The sequence below is a fragment of the Parapedobacter sp. ISTM3 genome, from assembly GCF_016533505.1.
In the GTDB taxonomy this organism is placed as follows: Bacteria; Bacteroidota; Bacteroidia; order Sphingobacteriales; family Sphingobacteriaceae; genus Parapedobacter; species Parapedobacter luteus.
On sequence record NZ_JAENGN010000010.1, the window covers coordinates 52,054 to 72,138 of the forward strand.

10 protein-coding genes are annotated in these 20,085 nt (G+C 50.1%); all 10 read right to left on the bottom strand.

Translation table 11 applies throughout. The features are described 5' to 3' along the window. Window positions 1–4: 4 nt before the first annotated feature. Window positions 5–943 carry an alpha-E domain-containing protein gene (locus JHJ32_RS14255; RefSeq protein WP_079717938.1) on the bottom strand — a complete coding sequence of 313 codons (939 nt, stop codon included), beginning with the start codon at window positions 941–943 and terminating at the stop codon, window positions 5–7. A 23-nt stretch (window positions 944–966) separates the two neighbouring features. Further along, complete coding sequence (locus JHJ32_RS14260) at window positions 967–2,421, bottom strand: circularly permuted type 2 ATP-grasp protein (RefSeq protein ID WP_079717937.1); 1,455 nt, start codon at window positions 2,419–2,421, stop codon at window positions 967–969. A gap of 230 nt (window positions 2,422–2,651) precedes the next feature. Beyond that, entirely contained in the window at window positions 2,652–5,906 is a 3,255-nt protein-coding gene (locus tag JHJ32_RS14265) for a S41 family peptidase (RefSeq protein ID WP_200121386.1), read from the bottom strand. A 356-nt stretch (window positions 5,907–6,262) separates the two neighbouring features. Then, entirely contained in the window at window positions 6,263–7,756 is a 1,494-nt protein-coding gene (locus JHJ32_RS14270; RefSeq protein WP_200121387.1) for an ATP-binding protein, read from the bottom strand. A 148-nt stretch (window positions 7,757–7,904) separates the two neighbouring features. Further along, window positions 7,905–9,413, bottom strand: a complete 1,509-nt coding sequence (locus tag JHJ32_RS22880; protein ID WP_233632663.1) for an FtsX-like permease family protein — start codon at window positions 9,411–9,413, stop codon at window positions 7,905–7,907. Then, complete coding sequence (locus JHJ32_RS22885; RefSeq protein ID WP_233632664.1) at window positions 9,389–10,252, bottom strand: ABC transporter permease; 864 nt, start codon at window positions 10,250–10,252, stop codon at window positions 9,389–9,391. Before JHJ32_RS22885 ends, JHJ32_RS22880 begins: the two co-directional genes overlap by 25 nt. Before the next feature lie 85 nt (window positions 10,253–10,337). Continuing rightward, window positions 10,338–12,800: an ABC transporter permease gene (locus JHJ32_RS14280; protein WP_200121388.1), complete on the bottom strand. Its 2,463-nt coding sequence runs from the start codon at window positions 12,798–12,800 to the stop codon at window positions 10,338–10,340. An 82-nt stretch (window positions 12,801–12,882) separates the two neighbouring features. Then, the gene (locus JHJ32_RS14285; protein ID WP_200121389.1) at window positions 12,883–15,261 is read right to left on the bottom strand and encodes an ABC transporter permease; all 2,379 of its coding nucleotides are present in this window, start codon (window positions 15,259–15,261) and stop codon (window positions 12,883–12,885) included. 276 nt (window positions 15,262–15,537) lie between these two features. Continuing rightward, window positions 15,538–17,943 (bottom strand): ABC transporter permease, encoded by a 2,406-nt coding sequence (locus JHJ32_RS14290; RefSeq protein WP_200121390.1) that lies wholly within the window; start codon window positions 17,941–17,943, stop codon window positions 15,538–15,540. A 179-nt stretch (window positions 17,944–18,122) separates the two neighbouring features. Then, entirely contained in the window at window positions 18,123–19,997 is a 1,875-nt protein-coding gene (locus tag JHJ32_RS14295; RefSeq protein ID WP_200121391.1) for a CocE/NonD family hydrolase, read from the bottom strand. Window positions 19,998–20,085 lie beyond the last annotated feature (88 nt).

Sequence of the window (20,085 nt, forward strand, 5' to 3'; positions counted from 1 at the left end):
AGCACTAATAAGAAAAAAACACTTTTTCCAATTGGTTATGAAATACCAACAACTCATTGCGCAATTCCTTAAAAAAAGCCCGCGAGTCCATGGTTTCCAAACGTTCAGGATCCATGTAGTTGACTTTGCTGTATAAACGGCCAAATGTACGTATTAATGCTAATTTTTCGTTTGACTCATTGTCTTTGATTACATCGCGCAAATAGCGGTTTATCCTGGTGAGCGAAAAAATCACCGAATGTGGATAATGTTCATTAAGCAACATCTGATGCAAGATATTGTTGTTGTGTCTAAATGTTTGGTAGGTTTTAAGATAGACTTCGTATCCGGCAAGTGACATGAGGAGAAAGCGCCATTTTGTAATATCGCTTTCTTGTTGCATGTCATATCCGAATAGCTGGCACTGTTTGTCTGTGATGACGATGGTCTCCATACTTCGCTCAAGGTATTTGCCAAGTTTCATAAAGTCCCACCCCATTCCACGCGGCATGGTAATGTCGGCGATACCGGCGTATAATACGCTCTGGCGCATTAGTTGGTCGACTACTTCCAGGGCTTCGGGGCCGGATAGTTTTTGATTGAGATACGGTTTGTTGGTCAGGTGATACATGGAGTTGACCGCTTCCCACAGCTCCTTGGTAATGTGATTTTGGACGCCACGTGCATTTTCCCTTGCACGAGCCACGATTGTTTTAATTGAGTTAGGGTTAGTGGATTCCGTTAATATTTTTTGCAGCACGATATCGGGTTTCGCTTCAATTTGGGTGATTTCCGAATCAGTCAGTTGCGCAAAAATCTCAAGGATAGGTCTCCACGTGGTGCTTCCAATGGCATCTTTATCCAACGAGATGATATAGTGGCTGCGTATAACACGAAGGATACTTTGCGTACGTTCCATATATCGATTTAACCAAAAAAGCGAGTCGGCTATTCTACTTAACATAATTGCTGTCTTATCGATTTAGGTTACTCATCTACAATCCATGTGTCCTTGCTGCCACCGCCTTGGGAAGAATTGACGACCAGTGAACCGGCCTTCAGCGCTACACGGGTCAACCCTCCGGGGACCAGCTTAATGCCTTTGGGGCCATAAAGAGCATAGGGTCTAAGGTCCACGTGGCGGGGTTCTATGTTGCCGTTGATGAAGCAGGGCACCGTTGACAGTTGGACAATAGGCTGGGCGATATAATTACGAGGGTTGTTTTCAATGATAACTTTCGCTCTTAACCATTCTTTTTCGCTGATGGTGTTGCCCATTACCATGCCGTAGCCGCCCGATTGGTTGGTGTTTTTGATGACCATGTTCCGGTAGTTTTCAAATACATAATGCATGGCTTCCGGATTACTCAATTGGTAGGTGGGTACATTTTGCAAAATTGGGTCTTCATTGAGGTAATACTTAATCATGGCGGGAACATAAGCATATACCGCTTTGTCGTCTGCCACACCATTACCCAGGGCGTTGACAATGGCTACATTGCCTTTGCGATAGGCACCGATGAGCCCAGGCACCCCTAATACACTGTTTTTCATAAAGACCAATGGATCAAGGTACTCGTCATCTAAACGTCTGTAAATAACATGCACCTGTTCTAAACCTTTTGTCGTCTTCATGTATACCTTGTGATTGTCTACAAGTAAGTCTCTACCCTCAACGAGGTCGATGCCCATTTGCCGTGCAAGGAAAGAATGCTCATAGTAAGCAGAATTATAAATGCCTGGCGTAAGCAATACCACGCGCGGATTAGATACCTGGGTGGAAGCTAATTCAAGGAGTATTTCGTGGAGTAGTACCGGATAATGGCTGATCCGCCGTACATTATTCGAAGCGAGCATGTCAGGGAAAATCCGTTTCGTTACTTCCCTGTTCTCTAGCATGTAGCTCACACCGGACGGCGTACGCAGGTTGTCCTCCAGCACATAAAGTACTCCGTCATTGCCTCGGATTAAATCGATTCCGGAGATGTGTACATAGATGTCGTAGGGTACCTTGATGCCAAATACTTCACGCTTGTAGTGCGGGCAAGAGGCAATAAGGCTGGCAGGAATAATATGATCGCGTATGATTTGTTGCTCATTATACACGTCTTTGAGAAATAGGTTGAGTGCCTTCAAGCGCTGGGCAATACCTTGCTCTATCTGCTGCCATTCCGTTCCGGTAATGATGCGGGGAATGATATCGAAAGGAAAAATGCGCTCGATGCCTTCATCATTGTCGTAGACGGTAAAGGTAATGCCCTGGTTCATGAATAGCTCACTTGCTATATCATGCTTGCTGACTAAACTATCAGTATCCAGTTGTAGGAGGTTAGCAAAAACTGACGCGTATTGTTTTCTTACTGCTTTTGAGTCATACATTTCATCCCAATTATTGGGAGTGTACGCGTAATGTTTTAAAAAATGGTTCGTTTTTGCTGTCATGGCTGTTGGTTTGGGGGCAAAAGAAGTGTTTGTTGTTATCGTTGTTGTGGTAATTTTTTATAAAAATATGTTTTTTGTCAAATAAACTGGTGTTTTCTTGTTTATTTTATATTTTTTTTAAGTTTTTATAGATGATTATTTGGTGTTGTTGGCTTTTTTTTGGTTTGGTTTTGGTTCTTAGTAATAAAAAAAGAGGTTATTCGTCATGAATAACCTCTTTGAATAGTTAGCTATTTTGCTTTATTTGGAAAGGGGGGTATTTTCGGTACACCCGTAGCCTCTCCTTTAGCTAATTGCTCCATTAATATCTCAATGCCCTTGGTTAGCTGGGCATCGGTACCCTGGTACTCTTCATAGGGATCGTTTATGACCTCAATATCGGGGTGCACGCCTTCTCCTTCAATGATAAACGATGACCCATCCGCCGCGAAGTGCGCAAATTCGGGTTTTCGCATGTCGCCGCCGTCGATAAACGGTAGGGTGCCGCTGATGCCCACTACGCCGCCCCAAGTACGTTGGCCAATGAGTGGCCCGATCCCGTAATGCTTGAACTGCCAGGGAAATAGATCGCCATCCGAAGCAGAATACTGGTCAATGAGGCATACCTTAGGCCCTACGTGCGCGTCGGGCTTGATGGATGCTGTTTTACTGTTTCGCCGCATGGTCCCTAAGCCAGGTTTGCGAAGCAGACGTTCTATAATCATCGGCGACACATTGCCCCCACCGTTTCCGCGGTCATCGATAATGAGGGCCTCTTTGTCCAGCTGCGGATAGAAGTAACGAGCAAACTGGTTGAGACCATCTGGGCCCATATCTGGAATATGTACATAACCAATCCGGCCGCTGCTTGCGGCGTTTACCTTTGCGATGTTTTGCTGTACCCATTCATGGTAATAAAGGGCGGACTCATCGGCTATCGGCTTTACAAGGACCTTTCGCGCTCCGTTGGGTGCAGGATTCGTGTTGATTTCAATTTCGATGAGTTGGTCGGCTTTGCCAATAAGCGCCTGATAGAGGTTGTCTACGTCTTTCATGGATACGCCATTGATGGCGATGATGTATTCGCCCTTTTTAGCCCCGGCAGCAGGAGCGCGCAAGGGGGATACGAGCGTTTTGTTCCAGCTTTGGCCCGAAAGAATGCTGTCGATGCGGTAATAGCCACTTTTGTCACGGCTGAACGTTGCACCTAAAAGCCCCATAGGTATACGTTCCACTGCAGGGCGGTCGCCGCTGTTCACGTAGGCGTGCCCAACGTTGAGCTCGGCTATCAGCTCGCCAATGAGGTAAGTGAGGTCGTCCCGATGGTTGACGTAAGGGAGCAATGGCGCATATTTGTCGTGCATGGCTTTCCAGTTTACTCCGTGCATATCCGGATCATAAAAATAATCACGCATCTGCCGCCAGCTCTCGTCATAGACTTGTTTCCATTCCGCTTTTAGATCTACGGTCGTTTTCAGCCCTGTCAAATCCACCTTATTCGTAGGCGTAATTTTTGATTTGGCCAGGTTTTCGATGAAGAATCCGCCGCCGCTGCGGATTAGGATTTTTTTTCTGTCAGGACTTACCGCATAACTTCCAAAAGTCCCGATTTCTGTTTCTTTCTTGTCCGAGAGATTAAAAAACTTGAATCCTCGTCCATCGGTACCGGCACTGGAATAATAGAGCCCATCTTCTGTAGCAACAAGTCCGAAATACGAACCGGGCGATACCGGCAAGCTCTCTACTCGGTCGGCCAGACCTTCCTCGTCGACAGTGATTATTACACCGTTTTTTGCAGCGTTTTCAGCCTTTTTGTCTTCATTTTCTTCCTTTTCTTTGTTCGTTTTCACCGTTACTTCGTCGCTTTCCTCGGTAAACGGAGACTTGGTCGAAGCGCTGAGCCTGACCAGATAGGGACGACTCATGTCATTATAAACGTGATTCCATTCTGTACTACTGTATGTCGGATTGAAGTCGCGCTGCGATACAAAATACAGGAATTTGCCGTCAGGGCTGAATTCCGGTTGGCCACTGTTATACCACGTGTCGGTGACCGTAATGGTTTTCTTGGTCTCGATGTTGTATAGCTTGATGACGGTAAATTCGCGGGCTTTGCCGGGCATGCTATAAGCAATCCATTTGCTGTCGGGCCCAAAAGTATAAGCGCCGATGGTGCTTTCGTCCGAATGAGCAGCAAGTGTTTTGTTGCCAGACTGGATATCTACGACATATAAATCTTGGTTCCGGTCGCCATATAGCAAATATTTACTGTCCGGACTCCAGACTGCGTTAAATTTATAAGCGCCGCCCCCTTTGGTAAGTTGTTTTGCCGGTTCGGTACCGTCCTGTTTCTGGATGTATAATTCGTCTTCTCCTGTACGATCCGAAATAAAGCTTACCCACTGGCCATCCGGGCTCCATCCTACATTGCGGTCATGTACGCCGCTACTTTGCGTCAGGTTACGCGTCACGCCTGCTTTCGACGGGACAGTAAACACGTCTCCGCGCGCACCAAATACCACCCGCTTTCCATCTGGCGACAGGTCAGCGCTATAGATAAATTTGGCTGCGTCTATTTGTTTGGTGCGTCCGGAGGCAAAGTCTTCGGCGATAACGATATTAAGCTTTTTGGTCTGTCCGTTAAGGAGGTCGTGGTGGTAGATATATCCCCCGTTTTCAAACACGATGGCGTCACCTCCCAACGAGGGAAACTTGACGTCGTAGTCCTTGAAGTCGGTCACCTGTCGTGTTTGCTTTGTTTGTGTGTCATACACAAACAAGTTTGCGATACGATTACGATCACTTACAAAGTAAATTTTATCGTTGTAATACATCGGGAAGACATCCTGGGCGGGATGGTTGGTCACGTTTTCCGTTTCACCGGTTTTCGGGTCGGTAAGCCAGATGTCGTCAACCATCCCTCCCCGGTAATATTTCCATGTCCTGAATTCACGAAATACGCGATTCATCGCCAGCTTCGAGCCGTCGGCATTGTACGAGGCCCAAGAGGCCACTGAGTAAGGCAACTCCCGGCTGAGATCCCCGTTGAGGGGCGCCAAATAAAGCTTGCCTTTGAAGGCATTGAACGAAGTGCCTCGGCTACGGTAAATTACATGTTGGTTATCGGGTGTCCAACCCATGACAATGTTGTTGGGGCCCATGCGATCAGCCAAGTCATCGCGGCTCAATGTAGGTGTATAGGTGATGCGTTTAGGCTCACCCCCGTTTGCCGGAATGACAAACACTTCCGTGTTGCCATCGTATTGGCCGGTAAATGCAATGTGCTTACCGTCCGGGCTAAATCGTGCAAACATTTCATAACCGGGATGACTGGTGATTTTGCGCGCTACGCCGCCGTTTACCGATACAACGTAGAGGTCGCCCGCATACGTAAAAACAACCTGATTGCCATGGATGGCGGGAAAGCGCAATAAACGGGCCTCTTCCTGTGCCGAAGTGACCAAAATGCTGCACAGCATTACGATGATTGTAATCATTTTCTTCATGAGATGCAATTAATTTTAAATGAAGTGGGATACGCGTCTAAGTTAAGGAATCATCGTCAAAATAGCTATTTAGGGTGTAAAATAGCAGCTATAAATAAAAAAGCCGTCCCAATATGCATCGGGACGGCCGCCCCAATGGGGTTAGGGGCTATCAACCTAAACCTATCCTTTGTTAGCGAAAAGGGTGCCAAATTTTTAGGTTGGCAAACAAATTTTGTTTTTTTTAAAACGTTCGTATGCTTTGAAATGGTATTTACTGGCGGTTGATTTCAGTGGACATTATGCAATCGCATAGTCCGTCATGGGCATATAAGTTTCTCGCTCGCGGCGAGGTGGAACACGTGGACAAATGTCAATTAGTCATAGGGCAGCGTGAAAGAAAAGACCGCGCCTTTGTCCGGTTTGTTATCGGCCGTGATGGTTCCTCCGTGGTGCTTAATGATTTGGGCGGTAATGTATAGTCCGAGTCCCATACCGGGATAAGTCGGCATATCGGCACTACCGGCACGAAAAAAGCGGTCAAACGCGTTAGTTAACGAAGGGGCTGGAATGCCAACGCCATGGTCTTCGATACTGATTTTTAGGAATTTTTCGTCTACATCAGAGACACTGACCGTAATCTTTCCGGTCGGGGGGGAGTATTTTATAGCATTCGTAATGATATTGCCCAACGCCTGCCCTATGCGCTGGCGGTCGGCGAAAACCGGCCTTACGGGTTTTGTGTTTAGGATGATTTGATGATATTGGTTAAGCAGCCTGAATTCGTTGATGCGTTCTCCAACGAGGTCGTTGATGTCGAAGCGTTCCTTCGTAAGGGGGAACTCTCCTTTGGTAATGTTGGAAGTGTCCAACAAATTATTGACCAGGTTGACCATCCGTTCCACATGGTGGTGAAGTTTTTTAGCCAATGCAGTATTCCTTTTATCTCCTGCTTTCTGTAATTCCCGCGTCAGCAATTGCGTATATGCCTTGATTCCAGTAAGCGGCGTATTAAGCTCGTGGCTCGCTGTGCTGATAAAGTCATCTTTGAGGTGCTCCATTCGCTTGCGCTCAGTGATGTCTTTGAACAGTATAGCCACTTGTCGTTGTTCGGCAGCTCCCATGCGAAATGCATAGACTTCATACCAGCGGTGCAGCTGCTCAGCATGATTTTCAAAGCGGATGGATTCTCCAGTAAGTGCGACGTGGCCATAAATTTCAAACCAGTGATTTTCGTGTAGCGGGGCTATTTCTCGCATGGTTCGGCCGACTGCATTTTCAATGTCCGTTTGTTGCTTGAAGGCCTCGTTGGTTTCGAGAAAGCGGTAATCATAGGGACGATTGTAGGTGTCAAACAAAACCTCAACTAAACAAAAGCCTTCGTCAATTGAGTTGAACAATGTACGGTACTTTTCTTCCGATGTATACGAAGGGCGTCTTTCGGATGTCGATTTTATATGGTGCTGTATGATGGTATCAATGCCTTCTGCCGTAGGTGTGATGCTTACGCGAAACCATCCGGAGAAGGCGGGGATGTAATCGACGAGAATACGGGGCATGCCATCGTGCATCGAACGTTTATAAATACTGCCTAACGCAGTAGCTTCAAGTTCCGGAAATATCTCCCACACTTGGCTGCCTACCAAATCATGCGATTTCTTGTCCAAAAGACGGAGAAAGCTTGTGCTGGCATAGATGCATCGCCAGTTTTTGTCAAGCGTAAATAAGCCTTCGGCAATGCCGTCATAACGGTAGGATGTCCCTTCGATTAATGGGTAATGGATTTTCTCTGGATATCTGGGGAAGAGAAATGGAACAGGAATAGGATCTTTATAAAGAGATGCCGCATTGTCAATAACTTGTTGTCTCATATCTGTGTTAGTTAGCCCGCGGTGCAAAAGGATTACACTGCAACTTCATAGAGAACAACGGCCTGCTGGTTTTGTTTTTTTTACGGCATGAAATTTTGTGTACCTGTACGCAACAAACTGGCTGCTGCGTACAGGTTGTCACCGCGGCTTATTCGGTTCGGATCGCCTTGATAGGATTCTGTTGCGCAGCGCGAAGTGATTTGCCGCAAACGGTGATGGCCGCAATGGCAAAAGCGACAAAGCCCGAGACAGCAAAAATCCACCAAGCGATATCCGTACGGTAGGCATAGCTGTTCAGCCAGCCGTTCATCATCCACCAGGCCAACGGAAAGGCCACCAAAAAGGAAATGGCTACCAGGACAAGAAAATCTTTGGAAATCAGTATGATGATGTTGCTGGCGCTAGCGCCCAATGTCTTTCGGATGCCGATTTCCTTGAATCGTGTTTCCGCGGCATAGGTCACCAGGCCGAAAAGGCCGAGGCACGATAGGAAGATGGCGACTCCCGCAAAGATATTAAACAATTTTCCAGACCGCATATCGCTTTTGTACATGTTGTCAAACGACTCATCCATGAACTGGTAGTTGAAATCATAGTCGGCATTATATTGTTTCCAAAGTTTTTCTACAGCCGCAATTGCCTGTTGTGCTTCGCTTCCGGTAGTTTTCACATACAGGGTACTCCACCCCCAGTTTGGATTTATGAACAAAATGCAGGGCTCAATGGCCGTCTTCATGTTTTTAAAATGAAAATCCTTTACAACAGCCACTATGGTGCCCGGCACCTCATGAAAGGATATCGTCTGGCCGATGGGATTTTCGAGGCCCATTTGTTTGACGGCCGTCTCATTAAGAATATAATGAGCGCTATCCGCCGCTGTCCCCGTAAACCCTTTTCCCGCCATGAGCTCCATGCCCATCACTTCGGGGAAATTGCGATCTACAGACAACTGGTTAATCATGAAATTCTCCATGCCAGCAGGTTTGCCTTCCCACTCGATATCGCCTGTGGCGCTCCCAACATTGAGAATAGACTGCTGGGCAACCGTCACGCCGGCAATGCCGGGTTGATTTTGAAGCTCGTCCCGGATGGTTTCATAATTTTTCTGGAAATTATAGCTGTTAAACGTAAAAATATTCTCCTTGGTATACCCCAAGTTGAGGTTGCGGATATAATTGAGTTGGCTAGCGATAACAAGCGTAGCCACAATCAATACCACGGCACATGAAAATTGCACCACCACCAAAACCCTGCGGAAGTTGCCGTTTTTTCCGAATCCAGGTAGTTTACCTTTGAGGGCCGTCGCCGGCTTGAACGACGAAAGCATCCAGGCCGGGTACACACCGGCCATCGATAGCACGGCTATCAGTGCAAGACCAAAGATTATCCACACACGGCTATCCAACAGGCTGAACACCATTTCCTTGCCCGAAAGACTATTATAAATCGGTATCAGCGCCGCAATCAACCCGATGGCGACGATCAGCGCGATGAAAAAGACAACAAACGATTCTGCTATAAACTGCCAGAACAAATGGCCTTTATTAGCTCCCACTACTTTGCGAACGCTTACCTCCTTGCTACGCCTGGTAGACCGTGCAGTCACCAGATTGACGTAATTGATGCAGGCAATCAGTAAGATAACGAGTGCAACCAAGGAGAAATCTTGACTTGGCGCATCCCTTGCTCGTCGCCTTTTTCGTTATAAAGATGTAGCTTTTCCAACGGCTGCATCAAGTAGTTGATATCCTTGAAAAACTCGGATGGGCGGTGTTTAAGATGTATTGCTGCCAATTGCTTACCCACAGCGTTCGCATCTGTGCCGGGCTTAAGCAAAAAATAGGTCTTCAAATAGAAGTTGCCCCAATCATTGTCCATATCATTCCGGTTTTCGGCGAGCATGCCAACCGGTAGCAACAGGTCATAGCGCAGCGAAGAATTGGTCGGCATGTCTTCCATGATGGCAGTTACCTTGAAGTTCCTGCCGTCTTTTGTTTGTAACACCTGGCCCATTGCCGGTTCGCTGCCAAAGTACTTATTCGCTGTACTTCGGCTAAGCACGATGGAGTTGTTATCAGCGAAAGGCTTGAGCGGGTTCCCTTCCAACAGGCGGAAATCGAATATGCGGAAGAACGTAGAATCGGCGTAAATTGCCCGCTCGTTGAATGTTTTACGGCCATGGGAGAGCAAGACGGAGCCTCCCCATTCGTTCACACGGCAAGCCTCTTCGACTGCGGCAATTTCCGCCTTACCGAAGACGGCCAAGGGCGCCGAAGTTGCCCAAATGTTCTGCATTTCTCGGTCAATGGCGCCGTTTGCGGAATAAATCCGGTCGCCTTTGGCATGCATACGGTCGTAGCTCAATTCATCCCATACCCAAAGTAGCAGCAGCATGGCCGCCGTGAGACTTACGGCCAAGCCGGCGATATTGATGGCAGCATATGATTTGTTTTTGACCAAAGTTCGTATGGCAGTCTTGAAATAATTCTTGATCATTTTTTACATTTTAGATTTATGAAGCAAGCGTCAGGTTATAAGCAATACGCTTTTAAGCCTAACGGTTATAACCCATAAGCTGAAATCACTCATCCCTCAACGACTCCACCGGATTGGCTAGCGCGGCACGAAGCGACTGTGTAATTACTGTTGCCAGCGCAACCATCAATACCATGAAGCCGCCGAGGAGCAACAGCCCCGCGTGAACATCAATGCGGTACGCAAAGCTTTCGAGCCATTTATTTGTCAGCCACCAAGCTATCGGAGCGCCAATGGCGAAGGCGATGACCACCATCTTCATAAAATCACGCGATAGCAAGAGAATAATGCCCGATACGCTGGCCCCCAGTACCTTGCGTATGCCGATTTCCTTGACCCGCCGGTTGATGGACAGCAGCGCAATGGCAAATAGGCCCATGCAGGAAATGAGGATGGCCAGTGCCGCGCCGCTGATGATGATGTTGGTAAAGCGCCGGTCGCGCCGGTATTGGTTGTCCGTATTTTCATCCAGATACGACCCGCCATCCGTTGCCCGCGGGTTTACTTTTTTCCATACAGCTTCCACTGCAGCAAGCGAAGCCGCTAAGTTTTCGGGCCGTACTTTTACAAAAAGGTACTCCACGGCGAATTCATTCGGATTGATAAACATCGTGAGCGGCTCTATCTGTTGCCGCAGATCCTTGAAGTTGTAGTCTTTCACCACACCGATCACTTGCATACCGTCATTGATTGGAATCGTTTGTCCCAGTATTTTCTCGATACCACCCAGCTGCGCAGCCATCTGTTCGTTGATGAGTACGGCATTCGTGTCCGTGGCAAAATCGCGGGAAAAATCCCTGCCTGCCACAAGCTGGAGGTCCAGTGTGCTGAGGTAATCATAATCTACGCGCAGCCAATGCGTGCGGATGGTACGGTCTTCATAGCCAAAGCCGACGCGTGAAGTGGCTGTGCTGCCGTCACTGCCCCTGCCGAGGTTGATATCCGAGCCGCTTACGCTTTCCACCTGTGGGAGCGAAGCCAGCGCTGCCCGCATGCGCTTCAAGGCCGTTTCCCCGTCTATTTCATCGCCGACAGGGATGCTGATGACTTCCGTTTTATTAAATCCCAGTGGGCGGGTATGGAGGTAATGTAATTGGCTGCTCATCACCAAGGTGCCGATGATGAGCACCACAGCGATGGCAAATTGCACCACCGTGAGCACGTTGCGCAAGCCACCACCCGTGCTAAGCCGTAATTTGCCTTTCAATGTCTGAATGGTGTTGACGCGCGCCATGGACCAAGCCGGATACCCACCCGCAATGGCGGTAAGGAGGAGAAATACAACGAAAAATATGGGAAAGTTCCATCCGGTAAACAGTTGGCCGATGGCCAGGGAATAGTTCATGTTGGCGTTGTATTGCGGCAGCAATGCCCATGCCAGCACGCCGCCCAGGGTCAACGCAAAGATACACACGAGCAACGACTCGGCCCAAAGTTGGGCCATCAGCTGCCAGGGCCGGCCGCCCAACGTCTTGCGCATGCCGATTTCCCGGCTACGCATGAAAGAGCCCGCCAACGAAAGGTTGACGAAGTTAGAACCCGCGATGAAGAGGATCAGCCCAGCAATAAGCAGCAGCATCCATGGAAACATTGGCGGACCACCCCCGCCGATACCCAGGCTATTCAAGTGGTATTCGCTCATTGGCAGCACCTTCAATGCCAGGTACTCACCATTTTCATCCGGGGCGGCCCCGTCGCGTTTCAGGTTGGCGATTTCGCCCTCGTAATGCGTGGCCATAAAGGGTCTCGCCTGTCTGTTGAAAGCCACCGGATCGAGTTTATCGCCCGCCCATTGAATGAACACGCTATGGTTGGCATGCCCCCATTTATCCAGGTAGCTATGGTAGTCGGGCACCATGTGCTCAAAGCGCAGCAATGTGTTGACGGTGAGGCTGGAATTGGCAGGGAGGGTTGCCATGACCGCAGCCACGACCTTATTTTGCCATTGCCCGTTGATTTGTGCTTCGACGGGTTCGCCGACCACGTCGGTACGGCCGAAAAGGTTCTTGGCCATGGTTTCGCTGATGACGATGTTATCCAAAGCATCCAATGCTGAGGCACTGCCCCAATGCAGCCGGAAGCTGAACATGTGGAGGAAATCCGGATCAACAAATTTCGTCGACGCAGCGAACTGCTTGTCGCCCTTGCGGAGTACGACGCCCCCGTTTCCGAACCGGCTCATGCGTTCCACGGCTGGAAGTTCGGCTTTCAGCGCCGGACCGAAGGGCACGGGTTTCGTTTCTCCGTATTCCTTTCCGCTGGTGGGGTTGGACACATCATAGACCAGTCCGATACGGTCGCGGTTCTCGTGAAAGTCATCGAAAGACAATTCAAACATGGCCGTGAGGAACAGCAGTATGGCGGCGGCAAAAGCCACGCTCAGCCCGAGGATGTGGATAGCCGTGAATACCGTGCGCTTGCGTAAGTTGCGGAAGGTGACTTTGATGAAATTTTTAAGCATCTTTTCGTGTTCTGTAGTCAGTGCACGGTGCCGGAGATTGGTATCCACCGCCTATCGCTGACCGTTACCGTTATTGTCTTTATATCCTTTTTATTTTTTGTTGTTTTGGGCCATCCGTTGCAATTCGCCATCACTCATCCCTAAGCGAATCCACTGGATTGGCCAAGGCTGCTTTTAACGCTTGGGAGCTGACGGTCAGGATAGCCACTGTCAAGGCAAACACTGCTGCCAACGCAAACATCCACCATTCAATGTCAATACGGTAGACAAAGGCCGTCAACCAATTGCTCATGAGCCACCATGCGATAGGTGAAGCAATGGCGGTGGCAATAACAACCAGTTTTACAAAATCGGCCGACAGCATGTGAACAATGCCCATCACGGAAGCGCCGAGCACCTTACGGATGCCGATTTCCTTGACGCGTTGCTGTGTGGTGAACGCTGCGAGGCCAAATAAGCCCATGGCCGCCACCAGGATGGTGACGAGTGCGAAAAGGTTCAACACCTTGGCCGTTCGCATTTCTTGCTGGTAAAGATCATCGTATTCTTGATCGAGGAAATGGAAGTCAAAAGGTTTATTGGGGTTCACCGTTTCCCATGCCGTTTTTATGGCGTCGATATTTTGCGCCATGGATGTGCCTTCAGCCGTCCTGACGAATACCTTGCCAAAGTAATTGTATTCGGGGAAGAGCACAATGGGTTGTATTTCCGTGTGGAGTGACGCAAAGTTGAAGTTCGCCGTTACGGCCTTGATGCGCCCTTTCCGGTTATTCATGTTTATCCATTTGCCGATGGCCTCTTCTGCGGTCCAGCCCATGGTTTGAGCGGCCAGCTCGTTGATGATGAAGGCGTATTCCCGCGCTTCGTAATCGGGCACATTGGCCCGCTGGACATCAGCATCCGTAAGAGTGCTCCCCGCCAGCACGGGCAATTCGAACACCTGCGCAAAGTCTTTTTCAACCGGAATGGCCGTAATGCTAAGCCTGAAGTCCGAATCTTTGCCATCTGCACCCATGATCGTGTATCCGCCCTGTACATTCACCGGAGAGTCATAAGAAGCCGTCACACTCTGGATGCCTGCCCGGCCAAGCGCGTCGCTTTTGAACGTTTCGATGGTTTGGCTGGAGAGGGAGGCGCCGTCCAGTACGACCACTTGCGACCGGTTGAGTCCGGTGTCTTTCGTTTGGATATAATGTAGTTGCCTTCCGGCAATGACCGTGCAGATAATGAAGAGCAGTGATATGCAAAACTGGAACACCACCAGCACTTTGCGCAATGTACCTCCATCGCGCGTGCGGGTAATCTTGCCTTTCAATACGCTGATAGGTTTGAAAGCGGATAAAACCAAGGCGGGCCACCCGCCAGCAACGAGCGAGATGACCACGAACAGCACGACAGCGCCCAGATAGAACCTGATGTCCCCCCAATGGGCCATGCTGATATTCATATGCACATAGTTGTTGAATACCGGGAGCGCCACTACGGCAAACAAGAGGCCGATACCTATGCCAAGTAAGACCATCAGCGCCGATTCAAACAGAAACTGACGAAACAACAGTCCGCGGCCTGCGCCCAATACTTTCTTCACCCCGATTTCCTGCGCCCTTTCGGCTGACCGTGCCGTCACCAGGTTGGTGAAGTTGATGCAAGCAATCAGCAATAAACCTACTGCAATAGCACCAAGGATGTACAAGTACGTGATGTTGCCTGTACCGGCAGCCTTGGAATGGAGGTGCACATCGGCAAGCGGCTCGATGTTGATAACGTATTGGTATCCTGTCTTGATGCTTTCGGCAAACAGTTCTCCAATGAAGCTATTTACCTGTTGTTGCAGGGGGGCGAACGACTTTTGGTCATTCAGCAGCAATAGCGTTACATCATTGGCTGAATGCCAGATAAGGTCGCTGGCGCGAGTCATGCTGTGGTAAGGAAGCACGGCGGAAAACTGCAGTTGCGTGTATGTAGGTGGTGTTTCTACCACCCCGGTGATTTGCCAAGGACTTTCATTGAGCAGGATGGTCCGGCCAATAGGATTTTTGCCGTCAAAATACTTTTGGGCCATGGCCGCTGTGAGGACGACCGATTGCGGTTGGCTTAACGCGGTATGTGGATCTCCCGCCACAAATGGGTAGGTTAGTATTTCAAAAAATGTACTGTCTGCGTAGATAATGCCGGATTCATTAAAAAGCCGCTCACCATGCTTCACGGCCATGGTACCGCGTCGGTATATGCGGGTTGCCTTTTCGACCTCCGAAAACTGCTCACTAAATGTAGGGGCCACGGCATTTGGGGTGACTTCCATATACCGCATTTCAGGGTCTTCCGGTGATTGGTATCCTGCGGTTACCCATGCAATTCGCTCGGCATATGGATGAAATCGGTCTACCCGCGATTCGTTGAGCACGTAGGTGCCAAGGAGTAGGAAGCAAGCAATTCCCAACGAAAGACCCAAAATGCTGATGATGGCTGAAGTTTTATTCTTCCAAAGATTGCGCCACGCGGTTTTCATGTGGTTTTTTATCATTTTTTTCGTGTTCGGTGATTGGGTCCGTAGCTGGGATCTTCATCGTATTCAGTGCCACATACCTCAAACCACTTACGCAGCAACTATGCCAAAAAAATAACATTTTGATAAACAGTGTTTTATGTTGGTTGTTGGGCGGATAAGTGTTCGATGTCGTACAGTTGTTGTTCGGATGCGGACATTGTGCCGATGTCAGCACTGGATGGCCCGTCCGCTACATTTGAGACGTATGTCGTCTTATGGTATGACGGGTGTGGCGCTTCACTCATCCCGAAGGCTGTCCACCGGATTGGCCATCGCTGCCCTGACGGCCTGCCAGCTTATGGTGAGCAGTGCAATCACCCCTGCGGCCAGTCCCGCTACGGCAAACATCCACCACTGGATATCGATACGATACGCAAAATCGGCCAACCAGTTGTTCATTGCCCACCACGAAATAGGGGAAGCAACGACTAATGCAATGCCAATCAACTTCGCAAAGTCCCTGATTAGCAGGCGGACGATGCCGCCGACCGTCGCGCCCAGTACCTTGCGGACGCCGATTTCTTTGGTCCGCTGATGCGCCATGAAGGTGACCAGTCCCAGCAGCCCCAGGCACGCCACGAAAATCGTAAGGCCTGCGAATACGCCCAGTACGGTGCCCGTTTTCCGTTCTACGGTATACATGTTATTTATCCGCTCATCCAAGAACGAATACGAAAAAGGCAAATCGGGGTGAAGTGCATCATACCGTTCTTCCATGGTCTGCAGCAGCCCTGCCAGGTTGCCCGGCTTGGCCTTCACGATGAGGTTACCGAAGTTATCGTTCATCACCATGACCAGCGGCGTAATGCGTTCATGCAGCGACCGAAAATGGAAATCCTTGACGACACCGACTACCCGTAGGTGCCTGTTATCGCCATTGACCAGTATTTGGCCCAGTGCGCCGTTCGCCCAGCCAAAAGCGCGGACCGCCGCTTCATTGACGATAGCGCTCAGGGAGTCGGTACCAAACGCTTTGGAGAAATTCCGGCCGGCCGCCAATTCGATGCCCAGCGTGGGGATATAATGCTCGTCTACGTCGTAGCGCAGCGTTTTGACCCACTGGGACGGGGCATCCAGCGGGTGCACGAAGAAATTGTTGCTGAAAGAAGCTCCCGCAGGCACAAAGGGAGAGTTGGTCACCTGCGCGATATGCGGATCCAGTAGGAGCTGTTGTTGGAACACCGCTTCATTTTTGCCCAATGGCCAGGTCTGCAACACCAGCAAGTGCTCCTTGTCATATCCGAGGTTTTTATGTTGCATATAGTGGAGCTGACGGTACACTACCGTGGTGGCGACCATCAGCCCGATGGAGATAAAAAATTGGAAGATGACCAGGCCACTCCGCAACCCGAGGTGATTGTCGGCAGGCGTCAACTTGCCTTTTAAGGTCGCTGCCGGTTTGAAAGCCGATAGGAAAATGGCAGGGTAGCCCCCGGCAAGCAGGCCCACGGCCACTCCCACCAGCAGGATTGCCGGCCACACCTGCCAGTGGAGCAGGAAGTCAAATGACAAGGCCTTCCCCGCAAGTTGGTTGAATAGCGGCAACGTCCCATAGGCCAGTCCGATGGCCATTGCCATGGCGACAAACGCCAGGAGCAGTGACTCCACGAAAAACTGGCCGGTCAGGGCTGCCCGCGTGGAGCCAAGGACCTTGCGCATGCCTACCTCTTTGGCCCGCTTGGAGGCACTCGCTGTAGCGAGGTTCATGAAATTGATGCTGGCGATGAGGAGAATGAATAGGGCAACAACTCCGAAAATATACACATAGTGGATGTTTCCGGGAGTACTTAGGTGGTCGGCGACGTCCGAGCGCAGGTGGATGTCGGTGAGGGGCTGTAGGTGCAGGCCAATGTCGTTGCCCGCCTTCCGGTGTTCGCTATAGGTCATGCCGAAGGCCGCCGGAAACTGCGGGCCGGCATATTTTTCAAACAGTTCAGGCAGTTTGCTTTCGAGCGTACGGTAGTCGGTCCCTGGTCGGAGTACGAGGTAGGTGTAGTAGCCCGATTCCATCCAGGACGTAGATGCTGATCCAGTGAAACTGGCCATTGAAACGACAATATCGAAGTGGAAATGCGAATTCTGGGGCATGTTTTCCATGATTCCCGTCACTTTGATGGGGGTGGCGTCGTCACGGACGGCTATTTCCTTGCCCAGTGCATCAGTTGTGCCGAAAAATTTACGGGCCGCATCTTCAGAAACAACGGCCGTGTAGGGCGCAGCCAGTGCCTGCTGCGGATTCCCCTGTATCAACTGAAAGCTGAAGACATCAAAGAAGTTGGCATCGGCAAAAGCCATTTCTTCTTCCTGAAACAGCTTGCCATTGATTTCAAAAATGGGCCGACCGGCGGTACGGAAGCGTGTAGCCATTTCCACTTCCGGAAACGCTGCCACCATCGCTTGGGCCGTGGGCGGCATGACGTTGGCTTCTTTAATTTCCCCTCCGGGCACCGTTCCGCCGAACACCACCCGCACAATGCGGTCTGCTTTTTCGTGGAAGCGGTCATAACTCCATTCATCGTACACATAAAGGCCGATGAGCAGGCATGCGGCCAGGCCTATGGCCAAGCCAACGATGTTGATGGCCGCGAATATCCGGTTGCGCAGCAAATTGCGCCAAGCGATTTTGAAGGAATGATAAACCATGAACTTGCGTTTTGCGGGTACCTTGCAAGTCGCTCAAGTGTCCTATCAAGGCCCCTGCCAACGGACGTGCAGTAACTGCGCCAAAAACACAATTTGTTTATAATCAGCAGTGTTGTTGTCTGTATTGTCCGGTGGGTGTCCGATATCGGACACCGCTTGTTCGCATATGGGCAATGCCCTTATGGCTCCAGCACGTGCACCGTCAGGTGCGAAGCATGGTCGCCACCGTGATAGACGCGATGAGTAGCTTTGACGAAATCCGAGTCCTTCGCATGATAGATGTCCATAAATTGCTGCGGATTGCGGTCAACGAGCGGAAACCACGAGTTTTGAATCTGCACCATGATACGATGGCCTTTTTTGAAGGTGTGGCCCACGTCAGGCAGACTGAAATTAACGGGTGTTACCTTGCCCGGCACGAACGGCTCCGGATGCTCGAAACTGTTTCGGAACTTGCCGCGCAGCACCTCGCCACGCACCAGCATCTGGTAGCCGCTCAAGTTTTTTCCTTCATAGCCCAGCCCTGCGGAGGTAGTATCCTCGGGATGTTCATCAATGAGTTTCACGATATAGTCGGCGTCCGTCCCGGAGGTCGATGCAAATAGGTTGGCCAGTAAGGGACCGGCCAAGGTGATATCTTCGGTCAGTACGTCCGAACGGTAGACCTTTACATCCGGGCGCTGCGCAGCGAAACGCTGGTCGTCTATCATGTATTCACGGCTACGTCGCTCGTGTACGCCGGCTTGGTACGGCACCGGTGAAGCCGGATCGCTTACATATTCATCATAGCCTTCGGCGGGAGCCTTTTCGAAGCTCAGTCGACCATTTGCTTGGAGATACAGCTGCCGTGGTGCTGCTGCTTTTGGCGGCCAGCTATCAAAGTGCTTCCACTCGTTGCTTCCCGTTAAGAAAATGGTGGCCTCCGCAGCATCGAACGTCCCCTTGTCCTTCAGGTAATAGTTGAAAAAAGGGAGCTGGAGCTGTTCTTGATACCAAGCGCTGGTGGGTTGGTGGAATTGGATGTCGCCAAAAAAGTCGCCCGTACTACGTACCCAGCCCCCATGGAACCACGGGCCCATCACGAGATGATTGGCTGCATCGGGATTATTGGCCTTGATGCTGTCATAAACGACAAAAGGGCCCAGCGCATCTTCGGCATCGAAGAACCCACCTACGGTCATCACAGCGGGCTTCACATCGTGCAGGTGGCGGGCAATTTCGCGGGCCTGCCAGAAGGTGTCCAGTGTGCCGTGCCGCATGAGGTCATTCCAAAACGCTACGCTATCGCCGAAATACCGCTCGTTGACATGCGGCAAAGCACCGAGTTCCAGAAAAAACTGGTAGTTGTCACGGTAGGAAAACGGTACAGCGTTATTGAATTGGTCCGGCGTAAGCGGCTTGGGCCGGGGTACACCAAAGCGGCTGTAAAAATTAAACGCATCCATCAGGAAGAACGCACCATTGTGGTGAAAGTCGTCACCTCGAAACCAGTCGGTCACCGGAGCCTGTGGCGACACCGCTTTCAATGCTGGGTGAGCATCAGGCAGGGCGGCGGTAGAATAAAAGCCAGGATAAGAAATGCCATAAATCCCCGCCCGCCCGTTGTTGTGCGGTACGTTTTTGATGAGCCAGTCGATGGTGTCATACGTGTCGCTACTTTCGTCGATGTCACGGTCGCTTTTCTTATCAGCCACGTGTGGCCGGATGTCTTTGTACACTCCTTCGCTCATCCATCGACCACGGACATCCTGGTATACGAAGATATAACCTTCACGAGCAAAGTTGGAGTCCGGCCCCAGGGTCGCCTTGAGCTGGTCTTCCCCGTAAGGGGCAACGGCATAGGGCGTCCGGTTGATGAGCAGCGGATATTGCTGGCTCGTATCTTTTGGGATGTAAATGGCGGTGAAGAGTTTTATACCATCCCGCATCGGGATCTGCCGTTCGATTTTTGTGTAATGGCGTTGGATGTATTCGGCTTCAGTCAATTGATCGGCCGTCGTACAGCCCCACGCCATGACAATCCCAAAGAGCAAAACGGGTAATAATTTGTGCATAGTCAGGTTTTTCGACAAACTTAGATAAATTCACTTTTATATCCAATATAATTGTTTGTCGTATAAGGCAAACCTTATTCCTTCAATC

Excerpts from the sequence above, each read along its gene's own strand:
- JHJ32_RS14255 (WP_079717938.1), bottom strand. The coding sequence starts at position 943 with ATGTTAAGTAGAATAGCCGACTCGCTTTTTTGGTTAAATCGATATATG.
- JHJ32_RS14260 (WP_079717937.1), bottom strand. The coding sequence starts at position 2,421 with ATGACAGCAAAAACGAACCATTTTTTAAAACATTACGCGTACACTCCC.
- JHJ32_RS14265 (WP_200121386.1), bottom strand. The coding sequence starts at position 5,906 with ATGAAGAAAATGATTACAATCATCGTAATGCTGTGCAGCATTTTGGTC.
- JHJ32_RS14270 (WP_200121387.1), bottom strand. The coding sequence starts at position 7,756 with ATGAGACAACAAGTTATTGACAATGCGGCATCTCTTTATAAAGATCCT.
- JHJ32_RS22885 (WP_233632664.1), bottom strand. The coding sequence starts at position 10,252 with ATGATCAAGAATTATTTCAAGACTGCCATACGAACTTTGGTCAAAAAC.
- JHJ32_RS14285 (WP_200121389.1), bottom strand. The coding sequence starts at position 15,261 with ATGAAAACCGCGTGGCGCAATCTTTGGAAGAATAAAACTTCAGCCATC.
- JHJ32_RS14290 (WP_200121390.1), bottom strand. The coding sequence starts at position 17,943 with ATGGTTTATCATTCCTTCAAAATCGCTTGGCGCAATTTGCTGCGCAAC.
- JHJ32_RS14295 (WP_200121391.1), bottom strand. The coding sequence starts at position 19,997 with ATGCACAAATTATTACCCGTTTTGCTCTTTGGGATTGTCATGGCGTGG.